General features: G+C 65.1%; 12 protein-coding genes. 4 read left to right on the top strand and 8 right to left on the bottom strand.

Going from position 1 to position 14,299, the window contains the following annotated elements:
• Positions 1–106: 106 nt before the first annotated feature.
• The 7 genes from U5A57_RS35565 to U5A57_RS35595 are packed head-to-tail and all read right to left on the bottom strand — an operon-like array spanning position 107 to position 8,032.
• The gene (locus U5A57_RS35565) at positions 107–1,744 is read right to left on the bottom strand and encodes an AMP-binding protein (RefSeq protein ID WP_321916387.1); all 1,638 of its coding nucleotides are present in this window, start codon (positions 1,742–1,744) and stop codon (positions 107–109) included.
• Positions 1,745–1,793: 49 nt separating this feature from the next.
• The gene (locus tag U5A57_RS35570; RefSeq protein WP_321916388.1) at positions 1,794–2,210 is read right to left on the bottom strand and encodes a RidA family protein; all 417 of its coding nucleotides are present in this window, start codon (positions 2,208–2,210) and stop codon (positions 1,794–1,796) included.
• A 40-nt stretch (positions 2,211–2,250) separates the two neighbouring features.
• Positions 2,251–3,438: an acyl-CoA dehydrogenase family protein gene (locus U5A57_RS35575; protein WP_321916390.1), complete on the bottom strand. Its 1,188-nt coding sequence runs from the start codon at positions 3,436–3,438 to the stop codon at positions 2,251–2,253.
• A 1-nt stretch (position 3,439) separates the two neighbouring features.
• Positions 3,440–4,294, bottom strand: a complete 855-nt coding sequence (locus U5A57_RS35580; RefSeq protein WP_321916392.1) for an enoyl-CoA hydratase family protein — start codon at positions 4,292–4,294, stop codon at positions 3,440–3,442.
• 35 nt (positions 4,295–4,329) lie between these two features.
• Positions 4,330–4,893, bottom strand: a complete 564-nt coding sequence (locus U5A57_RS35585) for a MarR family transcriptional regulator (protein WP_321916394.1) — start codon at positions 4,891–4,893, stop codon at positions 4,330–4,332.
• Positions 4,890–5,669, bottom strand: coding sequence for an SDR family NAD(P)-dependent oxidoreductase (locus tag U5A57_RS35590; protein ID WP_321916396.1), 780 nt, complete (start codon positions 5,667–5,669; stop codon positions 4,890–4,892). Before U5A57_RS35590 ends, U5A57_RS35585 begins: the two co-directional genes overlap by 4 nt.
• Positions 5,670–5,671: 2 nt before the next feature.
• Positions 5,672–8,032, bottom strand: coding sequence for a bifunctional salicylyl-CoA 5-hydroxylase/oxidoreductase (locus U5A57_RS35595; protein WP_321916398.1), 2,361 nt, complete (start codon positions 8,030–8,032; stop codon positions 5,672–5,674).
• Between the two features lie 539 nt (positions 8,033–8,571).
• Here U5A57_RS35595 and U5A57_RS35600 point away from each other — a divergent pair.
• Complete coding sequence (locus U5A57_RS35600; protein ID WP_321916400.1) at positions 8,572–9,660, top strand: OpgC domain-containing protein; 1,089 nt, start codon at positions 8,572–8,574, stop codon at positions 9,658–9,660.
• Positions 9,661–9,730: 70 nt separating this feature from the next.
• Here U5A57_RS35600 and U5A57_RS35605 read toward each other — a convergent pair whose 3' ends face one another.
• Positions 9,731–10,507: an SDR family oxidoreductase gene (locus U5A57_RS35605; RefSeq protein WP_321916401.1), complete on the bottom strand. Its 777-nt coding sequence runs from the start codon at positions 10,505–10,507 to the stop codon at positions 9,731–9,733.
• Between the two features lie 211 nt (positions 10,508–10,718).
• On the opposite strand from U5A57_RS35605, the gene U5A57_RS35610 reads away from it, so the two are divergent.
• From U5A57_RS35610 to U5A57_RS35620, 3 genes are all read left to right on the top strand, one after another.
• A complete protein-coding gene (locus U5A57_RS35610) occupies positions 10,719–11,666 on the top strand; it encodes a ProQ/FINO family protein (RefSeq protein ID WP_321916403.1) in 948 nt (315 codons plus the stop codon).
• Between the two features lie 232 nt (positions 11,667–11,898).
• Positions 11,899–12,816: a LysR family transcriptional regulator gene (locus tag U5A57_RS35615; RefSeq protein ID WP_321916405.1), complete on the top strand. Its 918-nt coding sequence runs from the start codon at positions 11,899–11,901 to the stop codon at positions 12,814–12,816.
• A gap of 136 nt (positions 12,817–12,952) precedes the next feature.
• Entirely contained in the window at positions 12,953–14,293 is a 1,341-nt protein-coding gene (locus tag U5A57_RS35620) for an MFS transporter (RefSeq protein WP_321916407.1), read from the top strand.
• Positions 14,294–14,299 lie beyond the last annotated feature (6 nt).

Raw genomic sequence — 14,299 nt, forward strand, 5'->3', positions numbered from 1 at the left:
CGTCTCTCAATATGAGCAAAATAACGCACATATTGAGAGCGAGCGACAGATCAAAGATGTTAAGAAATTGACGGTTTACGTAGTATTTCTTTGGTCCAATGCCGCCTCACATCGACCGCAACGCCGAGCGCTTGAGCTTGCCGGTCTCGGTGCGCGGCAGCGCGTCGATAAACGCGATCAGGCGCGGGTACTTGTACGCCGCCACGGCGTTCTTCACGAACTCCTGCAATTCGGCAACCAGCGCGTCGCCAGCGCTGAAGCCGGGGCGCAAGACGACGAACGCCTTCACCACCTGCCCACGCACTTCGTCGGGCACGCCCGTTACGCCGCACTCGGCCACGGCAGGGTGCTGCATGAGTACCGTCTCGATTTCGGGCCCCGCGATGTTGTAGCCCGACGAAACGATCATGTCGTCGGAGCGGGCCTGATAGAACACATAGCCGTCGGCGTCGATAGAAACCGCGTCGCCGGGCAGGTTCCAGCCGCCGCGCACGAACACCGTCTGGCGTTCGTCGGCGAGGTAGCGGCAGCCGGTCGGGCCACGCACGGCGAGATTGCCCGTCACGCCGGGCGGCACAGGCTGCAGGTCGTTGTCCAGCGCCTGCACGACGTAGCCGGGCACCGCGCGGCCGATCGAGCCGGGACGCACATCGGCCCCCGCGGACGAGACGAAGATATGGATCAGTTCGGTGCCGCCAATGCCGTCGATCATCTCGATACCCGTCGCGTCGCGCCACAGGTTGCGCGTGGCCTGCGGCAGCGCCTCGCCGGCGGATACCGTCTTGCGCAGGCTGGCAAGGTCATACTGCGTGACGAGCGGCGCCATCTGCCGGTAGAACGTGGGCGCGGTGAAGGCGATCGTCGCGTGAAAGCGCTGGATCGTGTCGAGCAGCAGCGCCGGCGTGAGCTTTTCGATCAGCACGGTCGACGCGCCGGCGCGCAGCGGAAAACACAGCAGGCCGCCCAGCCCGAACGTGAACGCGAGCGGCGGCGTGCCACAGAACACGTCCTCGGCCGTGGGCTTCAGCACATAACGCGGGAACAGGTCGCACATTGCGATCACGTCGCGGTGAAAGTGCATGCAGCCCTTGGGCATGCCCGTTGTGCCGCTCGTGAAGGCGATCAGGCAGACGTCGTCGCTGGCCGTGTCGCAGGCCGTGAAGTCCGCCGGCTTGCCTGCAGCAAGCGCCTCCAGGGTGCCAGGCGAGTCGTCGTGGAAATAGCAGACCTGTTTGATGCCTTGGTAAAAGAATTCGTCGGCGGGGTCCATGCAGCGCGCGAGTTCTTCGGTGAGCCGCACGTCGCACAAAGCCGCGCAAACCTGCGCCTTGGCTGCAATCTGCTTGAGCTCCTTCGCGCGCAGCAGCGGCATGGTGGGAATCACCACGAGGCCTGCCTTGAGCGACGCGAGAAACGCCACCGCCATCTGCAGCGTGTTCGGTCCGCGCAACAGCACACGATTTCCCGGCTGCAGCCCCATGTCTTCCACCAGCACGCGCGCGCTGCGATTGACGAGCGCGAGCAACTTGGCATAGGTGGTCGGTTGCGGCTTGCCGTCGACATCCGACCAGATGGCCGGGCGCTCGCCGTGACCGGCCTCGATCGCACGGTCGAGCAACTCGACGGCGCAATTCATGCGCGCGGGGTAGGCGACGTCGGGATTGTCGAGCAGCATGTCGGGCCACTGCGACTCGGGCGGCAGATGATCGCGTGCGAACGTATCGACATGGGCGGTGGGTTGCATGGCGTCTCCGGCTGGCTAGATGAGCTGATCGTTCCGTTGCGTGGGCGGATTATTGGCGCGTGAGGCGTGCGCCGTCGGGAATCACGGCCGTCGCTTCGATTTCCACTTTTGCGTCGTCTTCCATGAGCGCCACCACCTGAACCGCGCTCATCGCGATGTCGTAGTCGCCGATCAGCTCGCGAAACGCCGCGCCGATTTCCTTTAGCGATGCCAGGTACTCCTTCTTGTCGGTCACGTACCAGGTCATGCGCACGAGGTGCTCGGGCTTGCCGCCCGCCGTTTCGAGCACGGCGACGATATTGCGCAGCGCCTGCACGGCCTGCGCGCCGAATTCGCGGCTCGTGAAACGCGCGTTCTCGTCCCAGCCGATCTGCCCGGCGATATAGACCTGCGTGCCGGAAGCGGCGACGCCGTTGGCATAACCGCGCGGCTTGACCCAGCCTGCGGGAAGAAGGGCTTGTTTCATGTTTCGTCCGGTTCCGTAGAGAGCGTCGCGCAGCAGTCGCTTACGCGGCGTGGTATGCCTTGAGCAAGTCGCGCCCGACGATCAGCTGTTGCACTTCCGTCGCGCCTTCGTAAATGCGCAGCGAGCGAATCTCCCGGTAGAGCGATTCGACGATATTGCCGCTTTGCACGCCCATGCCGCCCCACAGCTGCACGGCCGCGTCGATCACCTGTTGCGCGCCTTCGCTTGCGTGCCACTTCGCCATGGCGGCTTCGCGCGTCACGCTTTCGCCCTGGTCGCGCAGCCACGCGGCGCGATAGACGAGCAGGGCGCTGCTGTCGATGGTGAGCGCCATTTGCGCGAGCTTTGCCTGGGTCAACTGAAAATCGCCTAGCGTCTGGCCGAACATCTTGCGCGAAGCGGCGCGTGCGAGCCCTTCGGCCATCGCGCGGCGCGCGAAGCCCAGCGAAGCCGCCGCGACCGACGTGCGGAAAATATCGAGCGTGCGCATGGCGATCTTGAAGCCCTCGCCGGGGGCGCCAAGCATCTGGCTGCGCTTCACGCGCGCGCCGGTGAAGCGCAGGCGCGCGAGCGGGTGCGGCGCAATCACGTCGATGCGTTCGGCGATTTCGAGCCCGGGCGTGCCGGCATCGACCACGAACGCGCTGATGCCGCGTGCGCCCGGCGCTTCGCCGGTGCGGGCGAACACCACGTAGAAGTCGGCGATGCCGCCGTTCGAGATCCAGGTTTTTTCGCCGTCGAGCACGTAATCGTCGCCCTCGGCGCGAGCGGCGAGCGCCATCGCGGCGACGTCGGAGCCCGCTTCCGGCTCGGAGAGCGCGAACGCGGCGATTGCTTCGCCGCGCGCCACGCGCGGCAGATAGCGCGACTTCTGCGCGTCGTTGCCAGCCAGCGAGATGGCGCCGGAGCCCAGGCCCTGCATGGCGAGCGCAAAATCGGCGAGGCCGGAGTGCTTGGCGAGCGTTTCTCGCAGCAGGCAGACGGCGCGCGTATCGATAGTGTCGCCGTGACCGCCGTAAGCGGTGCCGCCCACGCCGTAGCGCAGCCAGCCGGCTTCGCCCAGTTGGCGCACGAGCGCGCGGCAGGTTGCATCGACATCATCGTGCGGCACGTGCGCGAGATGCTCGCGCGACCACGCTTCGATTCCCGCGGCAAGCGCACGATGGCGATCTTCGAAGAACGGCCACGCAAGCGCGTCGTGGAGATGGGTTTCAACGGCAGCGTTCAATTCAGTCCCCTTCGAAAACCGGACGCGTCTTGCCCGCGAACGCTTCATAGGCACGGCCGAAGTCGCGCGTGGCCATGCAGATCGCCTGTGCCTGCGCTTCAGACTCGATGGCCTCGTCGATGCTCATGGTCCATTCCTGATGCAGCATCGTCTTGGTGATGCCGTGCGCAAAGGTCGGGCCGGAAGCGAGATCGGCGGCGAGCTTCTGCGCATCGGCGAGCAGCGCTTCGGGCTCGCAAATGCGGTTGTAGAAGCCCCACGCGTGGCCTTCTTCTCCGCTCGCGGAGCGCCCCGTATAGAGCAGCTCGGCCGCGCGGCCCTGACCGATGATGCGCGGCAGGATCGCGCACGCGCCCATGTCGCAGCCCGCGAGCCCCACGCGTGTGAACAAAAATGCGAGCTTGCTGCGTGCCGTGGCGTAGCGCATGTCGGAGGCCATAGCGAGAATGGCGCCCGCGCCGGCACATACGCCATCCACGGCGGCGATGATCGGCTGCGGGCAGTGCCGCATGGCTTTCACGAGGTCGCCGGTCATGCGCGTGAACATCAGCAGTTCGGGCATCGGCAGATCGATGAGCGGCGCGATGATGTCGTGCACGTCGCCGCCCGAGCAGAAGTTCTCGCCCGCGCCATGCAGCACGATGGCCTTCACATCGGTCGCGTAGGCAAGCTGGCGAAACAGATCGCGTAGTTCTGCATACGATTCGAACGTGAGCGGATTCTTGCGCTCGGGGCGATTGAGCGTGATGGTCGCCACGCGGCCTTGTACCGACCAGCCGAAGTGTTGTGCCTCATAACCGGCGAGCGTCACGCGGTTGCCCGCGAAGAGCGCTTCGGCGCTGGAACGTGTCGTCAAGATATGTCTCCCGGATCTCTGCAATTTCAGTGGTATCAGCCTTCCAGGCCGTTGCGCAGATGTTGTTTGAGCTTGCCGAGCCGCTCGTGCATCTTCGACTTCTCGTCGAGCGAGAGGCCGCCAAACAATTCGACTACCCATTGCTCGTGGGCGGCCGCCATGCGGTCGAAGAGGGCGCGGCCCTCGGCCGTGAGGCGCACCACAAAGGCGCGCCGGTCGTCGGGGGCGACGTCGCGCACGACGAGGCCTTCCTTTTCGAGCTGATCGGTAATGCCCGTGACGTTGCCGCCCGTCACCATGAGGCGGCGCGAGAGCTCCGTCATGCGCAGGCCTTCAGGGTGGCGCTCGAGCTGCGCCATCAGGTCGAAGCGCGGCAGCGTCGTATCGAACTCCACACGCAGGCGGCGGCGCAGCTCGGCTTGCACGAGGTTCGTCGTGGTGAGCAGGCGCAGCCAGAGGCGCAGGCCCATGTGGCTGTCGGCGCCCGTGCTCATTTCCATGTCGACGACGTTCTCGGCTGGCTTTTCAACGCCTTTGCGCGGCGCTTTCGTTGCGGCTTTCGTGGTGGCGCTCTTGCGCGTGGATGCTGGCGATGTCATGTGATTTCTCCACCGGAAACGGAGATGGACTGGCCCGTGATCGCAGACGATCCAGGCGCGCAAAGCCACAGCACCGCGTTCGCGACTTCATCCGGCGTGACGAAGCGCTGCTGCGGGTTGTGGCGCACGAGAATGCTGCGTGCCTCGGCTTCGCTGCGCGAGGTCTTGCGCGTAATCTGCTCGAGCGACGCCTGCAGCAGCTCCGTTTCCGTGTAGCCGGGGCACACGGCGTTTACGGTCACGCCTTGCGTGGCGACTTCGAGCGCGAGCGCGCGCGTCATGCCGATCACGCCGTGCTTCGAGGCGCAATAGGCGGCGACGTACGGGTAGCCCACCTGGCCTGCCGTACTCGCGACGTTGACGATACGCCCGCTCTTGCGTGCGATCATGGCGGCCAGTACTGCGCGCGTGCAGAGGAAGGCGCCCGTGAGATTCACGTCGAGCATGCGTTTCCAGAGCGCGAGGTCGGTTTGCGCGAATGGTGCGGCTTGGGCCTGGCCTGCATTGTTCACGAGGATATCGATGGCGCCGAGCGTTTCGGCTGCACGTGCGAACGCGGCATTCACGGCGTCTTCGTCGGTGATGTCCACGCTCACGCAGGCCACGTTTTCGCCGCCGCCGAGCGCGGTGCGCTGCGCCACGAGCCGCGCGGCGTCGCGTCCCATCAGCGTGACGCGTGCGCCGGCCTGCAGGAGCGCAGCGGCGGTCGCCGCGCCAATGCCGCTGCCGCCGCCGGTCACGACGGCGTGACGATCGTTGAGGATTGCCTGGTTCATGCTTACACGGTTCCTTCGGCGCGTTGCGCGCGCTCCAGCGGCGAGAGACCTGCCGCCGCTGCTGCGGCCGCGCGCTCACGCTCGATATTGCGTTCGAGTTGCGTTTTGGCGGCTGTGTACTGATTCGGCCACTTGATGTCGAGGTAGCCGATGCGTGCGGCTTCGGTGAGCGTCCACGACGGATTGGCCAGATGCGGCCGCGCAACGGCGCACAGGTCGGCACGCCCGGCCGCGATGATGCCGTTCACGTGATCCGCTTCGGAAATCGCGCCCACGGCGATCGTCGCGATGCCTGCTTCATTGCGGATGCGGTCGGCGAACGGTGTCTGGAACATGCGGCCGAAAACGGGCCTTTCCTCCTTGCTGACCTGACCCGACGAGACGTCGATCATGTCCGCGCCGGCCGCCTTGAAGGCGCGCGCGATCTCGATGGCGTCGTCGGGCGTGTTGCCGCCTTCCACCCAGTCGTGTGCCGAGACGCGCACCGAAATCGGTTTGTCCTCGGGCCACACCTCGCGAATCGCCTTGAAAACCTCGAGCGGATAACGCAGGCGCTTTTCAAGCGAGCCGCCGTATTCGTCAGTACGCTGGTTCGTGAGCGGCGAGAGGAAGCTCGAAAGCAGATAGCCGTGTGCGCAGTGCAATTCGAGCCAGTCGAAGCCCGCATCGTTCGCCATTTGCGTGGCGTGCACGAATTGCGCCTGGATCTCGCGCAGTTCCTCCGCGCTCGCTTCGTGCGACCACTGGCTCACGCCGCGCAGATATTGCTGTGGCGAAGCGGAGACGAGCGGCCAGTTGCCATCGTCGAGCGGCTGGTCGATGCCTTCCCATGCCACGCGCGTCGAGCCCTTGGCGCCGGAATGGCCGAGCTGCATGCCGATTTTCGCGTCCGAGTTCGTATGCACGAAATCGACGATACGCTTCCACGCCTGCACATGCTCGGGCGCATACATGCCGGGGCAGGCGGGCGTAATGCGCGCCTCGGGCGAGACGCAGGTCATCTCGGTCATGACGAGCGCGGCGCCACCCATTGCTCGCGCGCCGAGATGCATGAGGTGATAGTCTCCGGCTACGCCGTCATGCGCGGAGTACTGGGCCATCGGCGAGACGACCACGCGATTTTTCAACGTCACGCCACGCACTGTATAAGGCGTGAACATGGGCGGCACTGCACGTGCCTCGCCACCCGCGCGCTGCGCGAGCCATGCTTCGAAACCGGACAGATAGCCCGCGTCGCGCTCGCGCAGATTTTCATGCGAAATGCGCTGCGAGCGCGTGAGCAGGGAATAAGCAAACTGCTCTGGATCGAACTTTGCGTAACGGTCCACGTGCTCGAACCACTCGGTGGAATTGCGCGCGGCGTTTTGAATACGCAGGACATCCACGCTGCGCACGTTCGTGTAGTGCGTGAGCGCCGCGCGCAGATCGGCGGGGTGTTCTTCCATGCTGTTGGCGAGTTCGATCGCGTCTTCGAGTGCGAGCTTCGTGCCCGAGCCGATCGAGAAGTGCGCGGTGTGCGCCGCGTCGCCCATCAGCACGACGGGAATTTCCTTGCCGTCGGCCGCGGTTTTCCAGTGCACCCATTCGCGATTGACCACGCGCGGAAAGCGGATCCATTGCGACGAGCCGCGCAGATGCGACGCGTTCGAGCGCAGCGCGTGGCCGTCGAGATAGCGCGCAAACAGCTTCTCGCAGAACGCGATGCTGTCTTCCTTGCTCATGGTGTCGAGGCCAGCCGCGCGCCACACGTGATCGGGCGTTTCGATGATGAACGTCGACGTGTTGTCGTCGAAGCGGTAGGCGTGCGCCTGGAACCAGCCCCATTCGGTTTCTTCGAACGCGAACGTGAAGGCGTTGAAGAGTTTCGACGTGCCGAGCCACACGAAGCGGCAATTGCGCAAGTCGATATCGGGTTGATAGGTAGCGGCGTACTTCTGGCGCGTGGCGCTGTTCAGGCCGTCGCTCGCGATGATGAGGTCGGCGTGGGTCACGTCGTCGTCGGTGATCTGCGATTCGAACACGAGCTTTACGCCGAGCGCTTCGCAGCGCGCCTGCAGGATGTTGAGCAGACGCTTGCGGCCAATGCCGCAGAAGCCATGGCCCGACGAGCGGATCGCACTGCCGCGGAAGTGAATCTCGATGTCGTCCCAATGATTGAAGGCGTCGAGAATTTCGTCTGCGCTTTCGGGGTCGGCCGCGCGCAGGTTGCCGAGCGTCTGGTCCGAGAACACCACGCCCCAGCCGAACGTGTCGTACGGCCGGTTCCGTTCGATCACGGTGATTTCGTAGTCAGGGTGACGGCGCTTCATCAAGAGGGCGAAATAGAGGCCTGCCGGCCCGCCGCCAATGCAAACAATGCGCATGCTCGCTCCTTCGTTCGGTCTGCAAGGGCAATGTAGGTCTAATTACTTTAGGTGTCAAGTAATTTGCCGCTGCGTTTTGCCGATGAAGCCGGGATCATCCAGCGCGCGAGCGCGAAACATCTGAATTTTTCCGGAACCCTTGGCGCCCCCACGCGTCAACTGGCCATGACGCAAGAAAAGTGACCGCGCAGGCTTTCGCGCGGCTTTCCGCGATGTGGCACCAGAAAAGGGCGGGCGCTGGCTAGATGTGCATGGCGCGCACCGTCCGGGCGTGCGCGTGCGACTGCGTGAACGCGTCAAGCGCGCGAATTGCTTACCATGGGTTACGCAGGCCCATTTCGTATTGAACTGGCATTAAAGTCGCTTATGGAGGCGGCGCTCGGGCGCAGCCTTTTACGGAACCCTTTCATGCGTAGCGCGTGTGGCCACGAATCGATCAGTTATCCTTACAAAAAGGTCGATAAAGCTGACAGCTTCATCGAGTCGAGGTCGCGTATCCCTTCAATCGTAATCTTCGACACGAACGGGAGTCGTCACCAATGAATCAAACAGCGAAGCGATCGATCGAAATCGACTTTTTCCGGGGTTTCGCATTGATTTCCATCGCGCTCGATCACATTCCGTCCAGCGTGCTCTCGCATGCGATGCTGCACAACTTCGCGTTCTGTGACTCAGCGGAGGTGTTCGTGTTCGTGAGCGGCTATGTGTGCGCGGCGAGCTGGCTTGCCATCGCCGGGCGCAACGGAGCGGGCGCGGCCAACCACCGTTTCTGGCGTCGCGGGCGCGAGATCTACGCGGCCTATCTATGCACGGCAGCGCTCATGCTGCTTTCGGGCGCCGCAGCGGTCATGCTGCGTGTGGATTCGCCACTGGTTGCCGAGTCGGGCTATCTGCGCTTTGCCGCACATCCGTTCACGATGCTTGCGAATATCGCCGTGTTTCGCGATCAGCCCTATCTGGCCGGCGTGCTGCCCATGTACATCGTGCTCGTGATGGCCTTGCCGTTCGTGATGCCGTTTGCGCGCCGCTCGCCCGATCTCGTGCTCGTGGGCAGCTTCGTGCTGTGGTTCGGCGGGTGCTGGCTCGTGGGGTATCTGCCTGCCGCACCCGGCGCCATATGGCCCTTCAACCCGTTTGCCTGGCAGGCCATGTTCATGCTGGGCCTGCTGTGTCGCCTCTATCCTGTGTCGCGCGCGTTTCAGGTTTCGTTTGCCGGCCGCACCGTGACAGCGTTCGCGCTGGTGCTCGTTGCCACGTTCGCGTTCATCCAGTTGTTCGCCGATCTGGACCCTCAGCCGGGCTACATGAAGCAGAACCTCGCGAGCGTGCGCATCGTGAATTTCGCTGCCGTGGCCTGGCTCGCCGCGCAGGCGGTGCGCAAAGGCTGGATAGCGTGGCTCGCGCAGCGGCTGCCCGCCGTCGTCACCGTGGGGCAGCAGGGCCTCGTTTGTTTCGTGGGTGGCGCGGTGGCTTCGAATGTCATCGACACGCTGCTGCGTGCCACGCATGTCACGGATTCACTGCCGGCACGGCTTGCAGGCGACGTGCTTGCGGTCGGTGCGCTGCTCATGCTCGCGGGTAGCGTGCGGCGCCTGAAAGCGGTACGGCCGCGCGTCGCGCTCACGTGAAGCGCGACGGCGTACATTCAAAGGTGAGGGTTTGCGGGAGGCCTATGAACGCATGCGTTGCGCGATGCGCTCATGCCTTGACGAGTTCGCGCACGTCGGTCGCAGGCACCGATCCGAATGCATCGCTCAACGCATAGTCGACCAATTGCTGTGCCGCGGCTTCGGGCGTGGACAGCAGACCGTTCTGCTTGAGTTGTTCGAAGCGCTCGCGCATCGGGAACTGGTCGAGGCTCGTCGCGCGGATCGTTTCCTGCATGCCGGTGTCGATCACGCCCGGCGCGACGCTGCAAATGCGTAGGCCGGCTGGCGCATCGAGTGCGACGGCGCGCGCGTGGTGGTCGAGCGCGGCCTTGGTCGCGCAGTACACGCTCCAGCCCGGATACGCGTTGCGCGCAGCGCCACTCGAAACGTGCACGATGCGGCGCGACGCATTCGCGCTCAGGGCTTGCGTGGCGGCGAGCGCGTTTGCAAGCATCAACGGTGCGGCGACATTGAGCGTGACGGCTCGGGCAATGGCGAGCGCGTCCTGTTCGCCGAGCGGCGCGATGGGCTCTACGGTGCCCGCGTTGTTGAAGAGCAGCACACATTGCGCGCCGCGCGCAAACGCATTCAGCGTGTCGCCGGCCAGCCAGCGCTCGAGCGCGGCGGGATCGGCGAGATCCACGACAGCTTGCGAGAACCGCTCAGGATGGAGGCCGGCCAGTTCCTCGTGCGCGCCGCGGCCAAGGCCGAGCACCTCGATGTTCCGTTGCAGCAGCGATTGCGCGAGCGCCGCACCCAATCCGCGCGTATGGCCGGTGACGATGGCGCGAATGGCAGAACGGGGGGCGGATGTCGAAATCGTCATGGTGTCGTGATGAAAAAAGGGATGCGATCCTTGCGCACGCAAGGGGTTGACGCGTGAAATTCGAGGGATTTTGCCGCACGCCGCATGGATTTGCAGCGCGGCGCGGCGTGCGAAATTGGACTCAAAATCGGCCGTGGCAATTGATTGCCCGGTTGGGTCGGCCGCGTTTTCGGTATCATAGCGTCCGGTTCCATATGGAAGAGATCTGGACGTGAAAGCCGCATCGCAACAACGCCGTACCCTGAGCTTCAAGGAAGGTCTTCTTGAGATCAAGAAGTCCATGGGGGGCGGCGCAGGCCAGCCCGCCGAAGAACAGGCGCAAAAATCGCAAGGCAAGCCCGCTCACAAGGGCGCGAAGGGCCATGGTGGCTCGCACGCCCCGAAGGGCCCGCGTGCTCCGAAAGACGGTTCGGCGGCTGCGGGCGCGGCCGGCGGCAAGGACGAGCGCTCGCGCTCGCGCCACGGCCGCCCTCAGGGCGCGAGAGCGCAGGAGCAGAACCCGGGGGAGCCGGGGCAGCGCGCCCAGCAGCCGCGCCGGCCGCAACAGCCGAAGCCGGCTCGCGGTCCGGAGGCAGGCGAGCGTTCGGGGCAGCAGCGGCGCCGTCCGGCGCGTCCCCAGCAGCCGCCGGCAGCGAATCTGAGCGAGGCCGAAAAGGCGCGCATCGAGCGCAACCGCCAGCTCAACACGGTGTGGAATGTGTTCGCGAAGCACTATCCGGCTTTCCGCGACCGTTTGCCGCTCAAGATCGGCGTGGCCGAGGATCTCGTTGCGCGTCACCCCGAGTACGAACGCACGATGATCGTCGCCGTGCTCAAGCGCCACGTGAATCATCCGCGCTATCACGAGCGTGTGGCAGCGGGCGGCTCGCGCTACGAACTCGACGGCACGGCCTCGGAAGGCCCGGGCATCGATCCGTCGCACGTCGGCCGCGCCAATGCGGCGCTTGCGCGTCAAAAGGCCAAGGCCGAAGCGCAAGCCAAGGCGCGTGAAGAGGGCAAGGCGCAGCCGGAGGCCAAGCCCGAAGTGAAGGCTGAGGCGAAGACCGAAACCGCGCCCCAACCCGAAGCCCAGAGCGCAGAAACGCAGGCCTCGTCCAACGTGCCGGAAGCAGCGGTACAGCAACCGGAAAGCGGCGAGACGCCCGCAGCCGGCGCCTGAAGCCCGCGCGCCGGAGCGATCCGGCCAGAAACAACCCTCTCGCGGTGCCGCCGCGCGAGGGTTGTTGCACGTCTGGCGTGCGTAGGGCGTCCGCCTGGTGAGGGCCGGGCGATGACTGCGCGCGCTGCCGGCCTGCCGGGCCAGGCTATGCTGTGTTGCCGCGCAGCGTCTTCCTGCGCCGAACCCCAGGCAATCTGCACACTTTGCGCCTGTCGCGCCAGGCGCGCCCGCCATGAACCTACGCCAACTCGAACACGTGGTCGCCCTCGCGGAAGAGGGCAGTTTCGCCCGCGCGGCCCAGCGCGTGCACCTGAGCCAGCCTGCCCTGAGCCGAAGCATCCAGGCCATCGAGGAAAAGCTCGACATGGTGCTCTTCGACCGCACGACCCGCGAAGTGCAGATCACGCCAGCGGGAGAGACCGTCGTGCGCCGGGCGAAGAAGGTGTTGTTCGAGGCCCGCTGCCTCGTGCGCGACGTGGACCTGTTGCGCAATCACTGCATCGGCTCGGTGAGTTTCGGGGCGGGGCCGTATCCCGCGGCCATGCTCTTGCCGGCCGTGCTCGATATGCTCGCGCAGCGCCATCCTCAGTTGCGCATCGATGCCCGAATCGACAACTGGAAAAATTTGCTCGACGCGCTGTCCAGCGAGACGCTCGATTTTTTGATCGTCGACATTCGCGGCGCGCCGCCCGTGAGTGAAATCAGCGTGATCCCGCTGCCCAGGCATCGCGTGGCCTGGTATGTGCGCGAAGGCCATCCGCTCGCGCAGCTCGAAACGCTGGAGGCGCGCCAGTTGCAGGCGTTTCCGATCATCGCCGTGCCGTTGCCCGACACCATGCGCAACGCGCTGCGCAAATGGCTGCGCTACGCGCCCGGCCACGAACTCGAGTTTCATCTCGTCTGCAACGACGTGAACGTGCTGCAGGAGTACGCGCGCAAGACCGACGCGCTGTTGCTGCTCACGAGCCACGCGTTCTGGAATCCGGCACGCATGGCCGGTCTCGTGCCGCTTTCGCTACCCGCGCACTCACCGCTCTGGCTGCAGTTCTGCATCGTCCATCTCGCGGGCCGCACGCTGTCGCCGGCGGCGGAACAAGCCATTCGCGCCGTGCAAGACGCGGCCGAAGCCATTCAGCCGCAAATCGATTGATGTGCTGATTGCATCGATTCGATGCAAATTATGCAGTTGTCTTATTGATTTCTGCGTCGTTCAATGTCCCGAACGCGGCAGCTTTCGGCGCCCCGCACGTAGCGGCGCCCAACGTATAGCCGCGCACGGAGACACAATGACACCAGGGACACGCAGCAAGCGCCAGCGATGGGTAATCGTCGTCGGCCTGTTTTTCTTTCTCGCGATCAATTTCGCCGATAAGGCGCTCATCGGACTCGCCGCCGAGCCGATCATGCGCGAGCTTGGGCTCACGCACACCCAGTTCGGGCGCATCGCGGCCAGCTTCTTCACGTTTTTTTCCATTTCCGCGCTGCTTGTTGGCCTGCTCGCCAACCGCGTGAAGGCGCGCTGGCTGCTGCTGGCGATGGCGATCACGTGGTCGGTTTCGCAGGTGCCGCTGCTCGTATTTGCAACGCCGCTTACGCTGATCGTCTCGCGCGTGCTGCTCGGTGCGAGCGAAGGGCCCGCGTATCCCGTGGCCGTGCATGCGCTTTACAAGTGGTTCCCCGACCACGAGCGCGCGGTGCCTTCCGCCGTGCTCACTATTGGGGCATCGTTCGGCGCCGGCCTGATCGCGCCGGTCATTACCGGCGTGATTGTGCATTTCGGCTGGCATGCGGCGTTCGTCATGCTGGCCGTGGTCGGCATGATCTGGAGCGTGATCTGGCTGCTAATCGGCAAGGAGGGGCCGCTTGGTACGCACACCGTGGGCGATACGGGTTCGTTGCGCGCTCACCCATCTGCGCTTGCGTTGCCGCACAAGATTCCCCTCGGCGCACTGCTGCTCTCGCGCACCTGCGTCGGGAGCGATCTCAGCGGCTTCGCGGCCTACGTGATCCTCACGATGTCGACGATCTGGCTGCCGAGCTATCTCGTGCGCGTGGCGGGCTATTCGCTCACGGAAGTCGGCTGGATTGTCGTGCTGCCTGCATTTGGGCAGATGGTGGTTTCGCCGCTTTTCAGCTGGTGGTCGCAGCGGCTGATGGCGCGCGGCGTGTCGAGCCGACATGCGCGCGGCACGCTTGGGGCGGCGTCGGTCGTGGCATCGGGCGCGGCGCTCGCGGTCATGCCGCTGCTGCCGGCGGGGCCGCTCCTCATCGTTGCGGTGTCGATCGCATTCTCGCTCGCCTCGTTCACGTTCGTGAGCGGCGTGACGCTGGCCGGCGAGATCGTGCCGCCCGCCCAGCGCGGCGGCGTGCTCGGCATCAACATCTGCATCACTACGTTGGCCGGGCTCGTGACGCCGGCGGTAATGGGGCAGGTGATCGACCATGCGGCGGCACAGGTCGACGGCTATCGCACGGGCATGATGCTGGCCGGCGTGTTCTCGGTCGTGGCGGGTGTGATCGCGGCCTGCCTGATCGATCCCGCTTCCGATCGCCGTCGCTTTGCGGCGCTCGCAGATGTCACCGAGGACGCTTGCGTTGCCCGGTCGCTGGCTTCGGGCGAGCAATGAACCTGC

The organism is Paraburkholderia sp. J11-2 (genome assembly GCF_905220185.1).
In the GTDB taxonomy this organism is placed as follows: domain Bacteria; phylum Pseudomonadota; class Gammaproteobacteria; order Burkholderiales; family Burkholderiaceae; genus Paraburkholderia.

Excerpts from the sequence above, each read along its gene's own strand:
- U5A57_RS35565 (WP_321916387.1), bottom strand. The coding sequence starts at position 1,744 with ATGCAACCCACCGCCCATGTCGATACGTTCGCACGCGATCATCTGCCG.
- U5A57_RS35570 (WP_321916388.1), bottom strand. The coding sequence starts at position 2,210 with ATGAAACAAGCCCTTCTTCCCGCAGGCTGGGTCAAGCCGCGCGGTTAT.
- U5A57_RS35585 (WP_321916394.1), bottom strand. The coding sequence starts at position 4,893 with ATGACATCGCCAGCATCCACGCGCAAGAGCGCCACCACGAAAGCCGCA.
- U5A57_RS35590 (WP_321916396.1), bottom strand. The coding sequence starts at position 5,669 with ATGAACCAGGCAATCCTCAACGATCGTCACGCCGTCGTGACCGGCGGC.
- U5A57_RS35595 (WP_321916398.1), bottom strand. The coding sequence starts at position 8,032 with ATGCGCATTGTTTGCATTGGCGGCGGGCCGGCAGGCCTCTATTTCGCC.
- U5A57_RS35600 (WP_321916400.1), top strand. The coding sequence starts at position 8,572 with ATGAATCAAACAGCGAAGCGATCGATCGAAATCGACTTTTTCCGGGGT.
- U5A57_RS35605 (WP_321916401.1), bottom strand. The coding sequence starts at position 10,507 with ATGACGATTTCGACATCCGCCCCCCGTTCTGCCATTCGCGCCATCGTC.
- U5A57_RS35615 (WP_321916405.1), top strand. The coding sequence starts at position 11,899 with ATGAACCTACGCCAACTCGAACACGTGGTCGCCCTCGCGGAAGAGGGC.
- U5A57_RS35620 (WP_321916407.1), top strand. The coding sequence starts at position 12,953 with ATGACACCAGGGACACGCAGCAAGCGCCAGCGATGGGTAATCGTCGTC.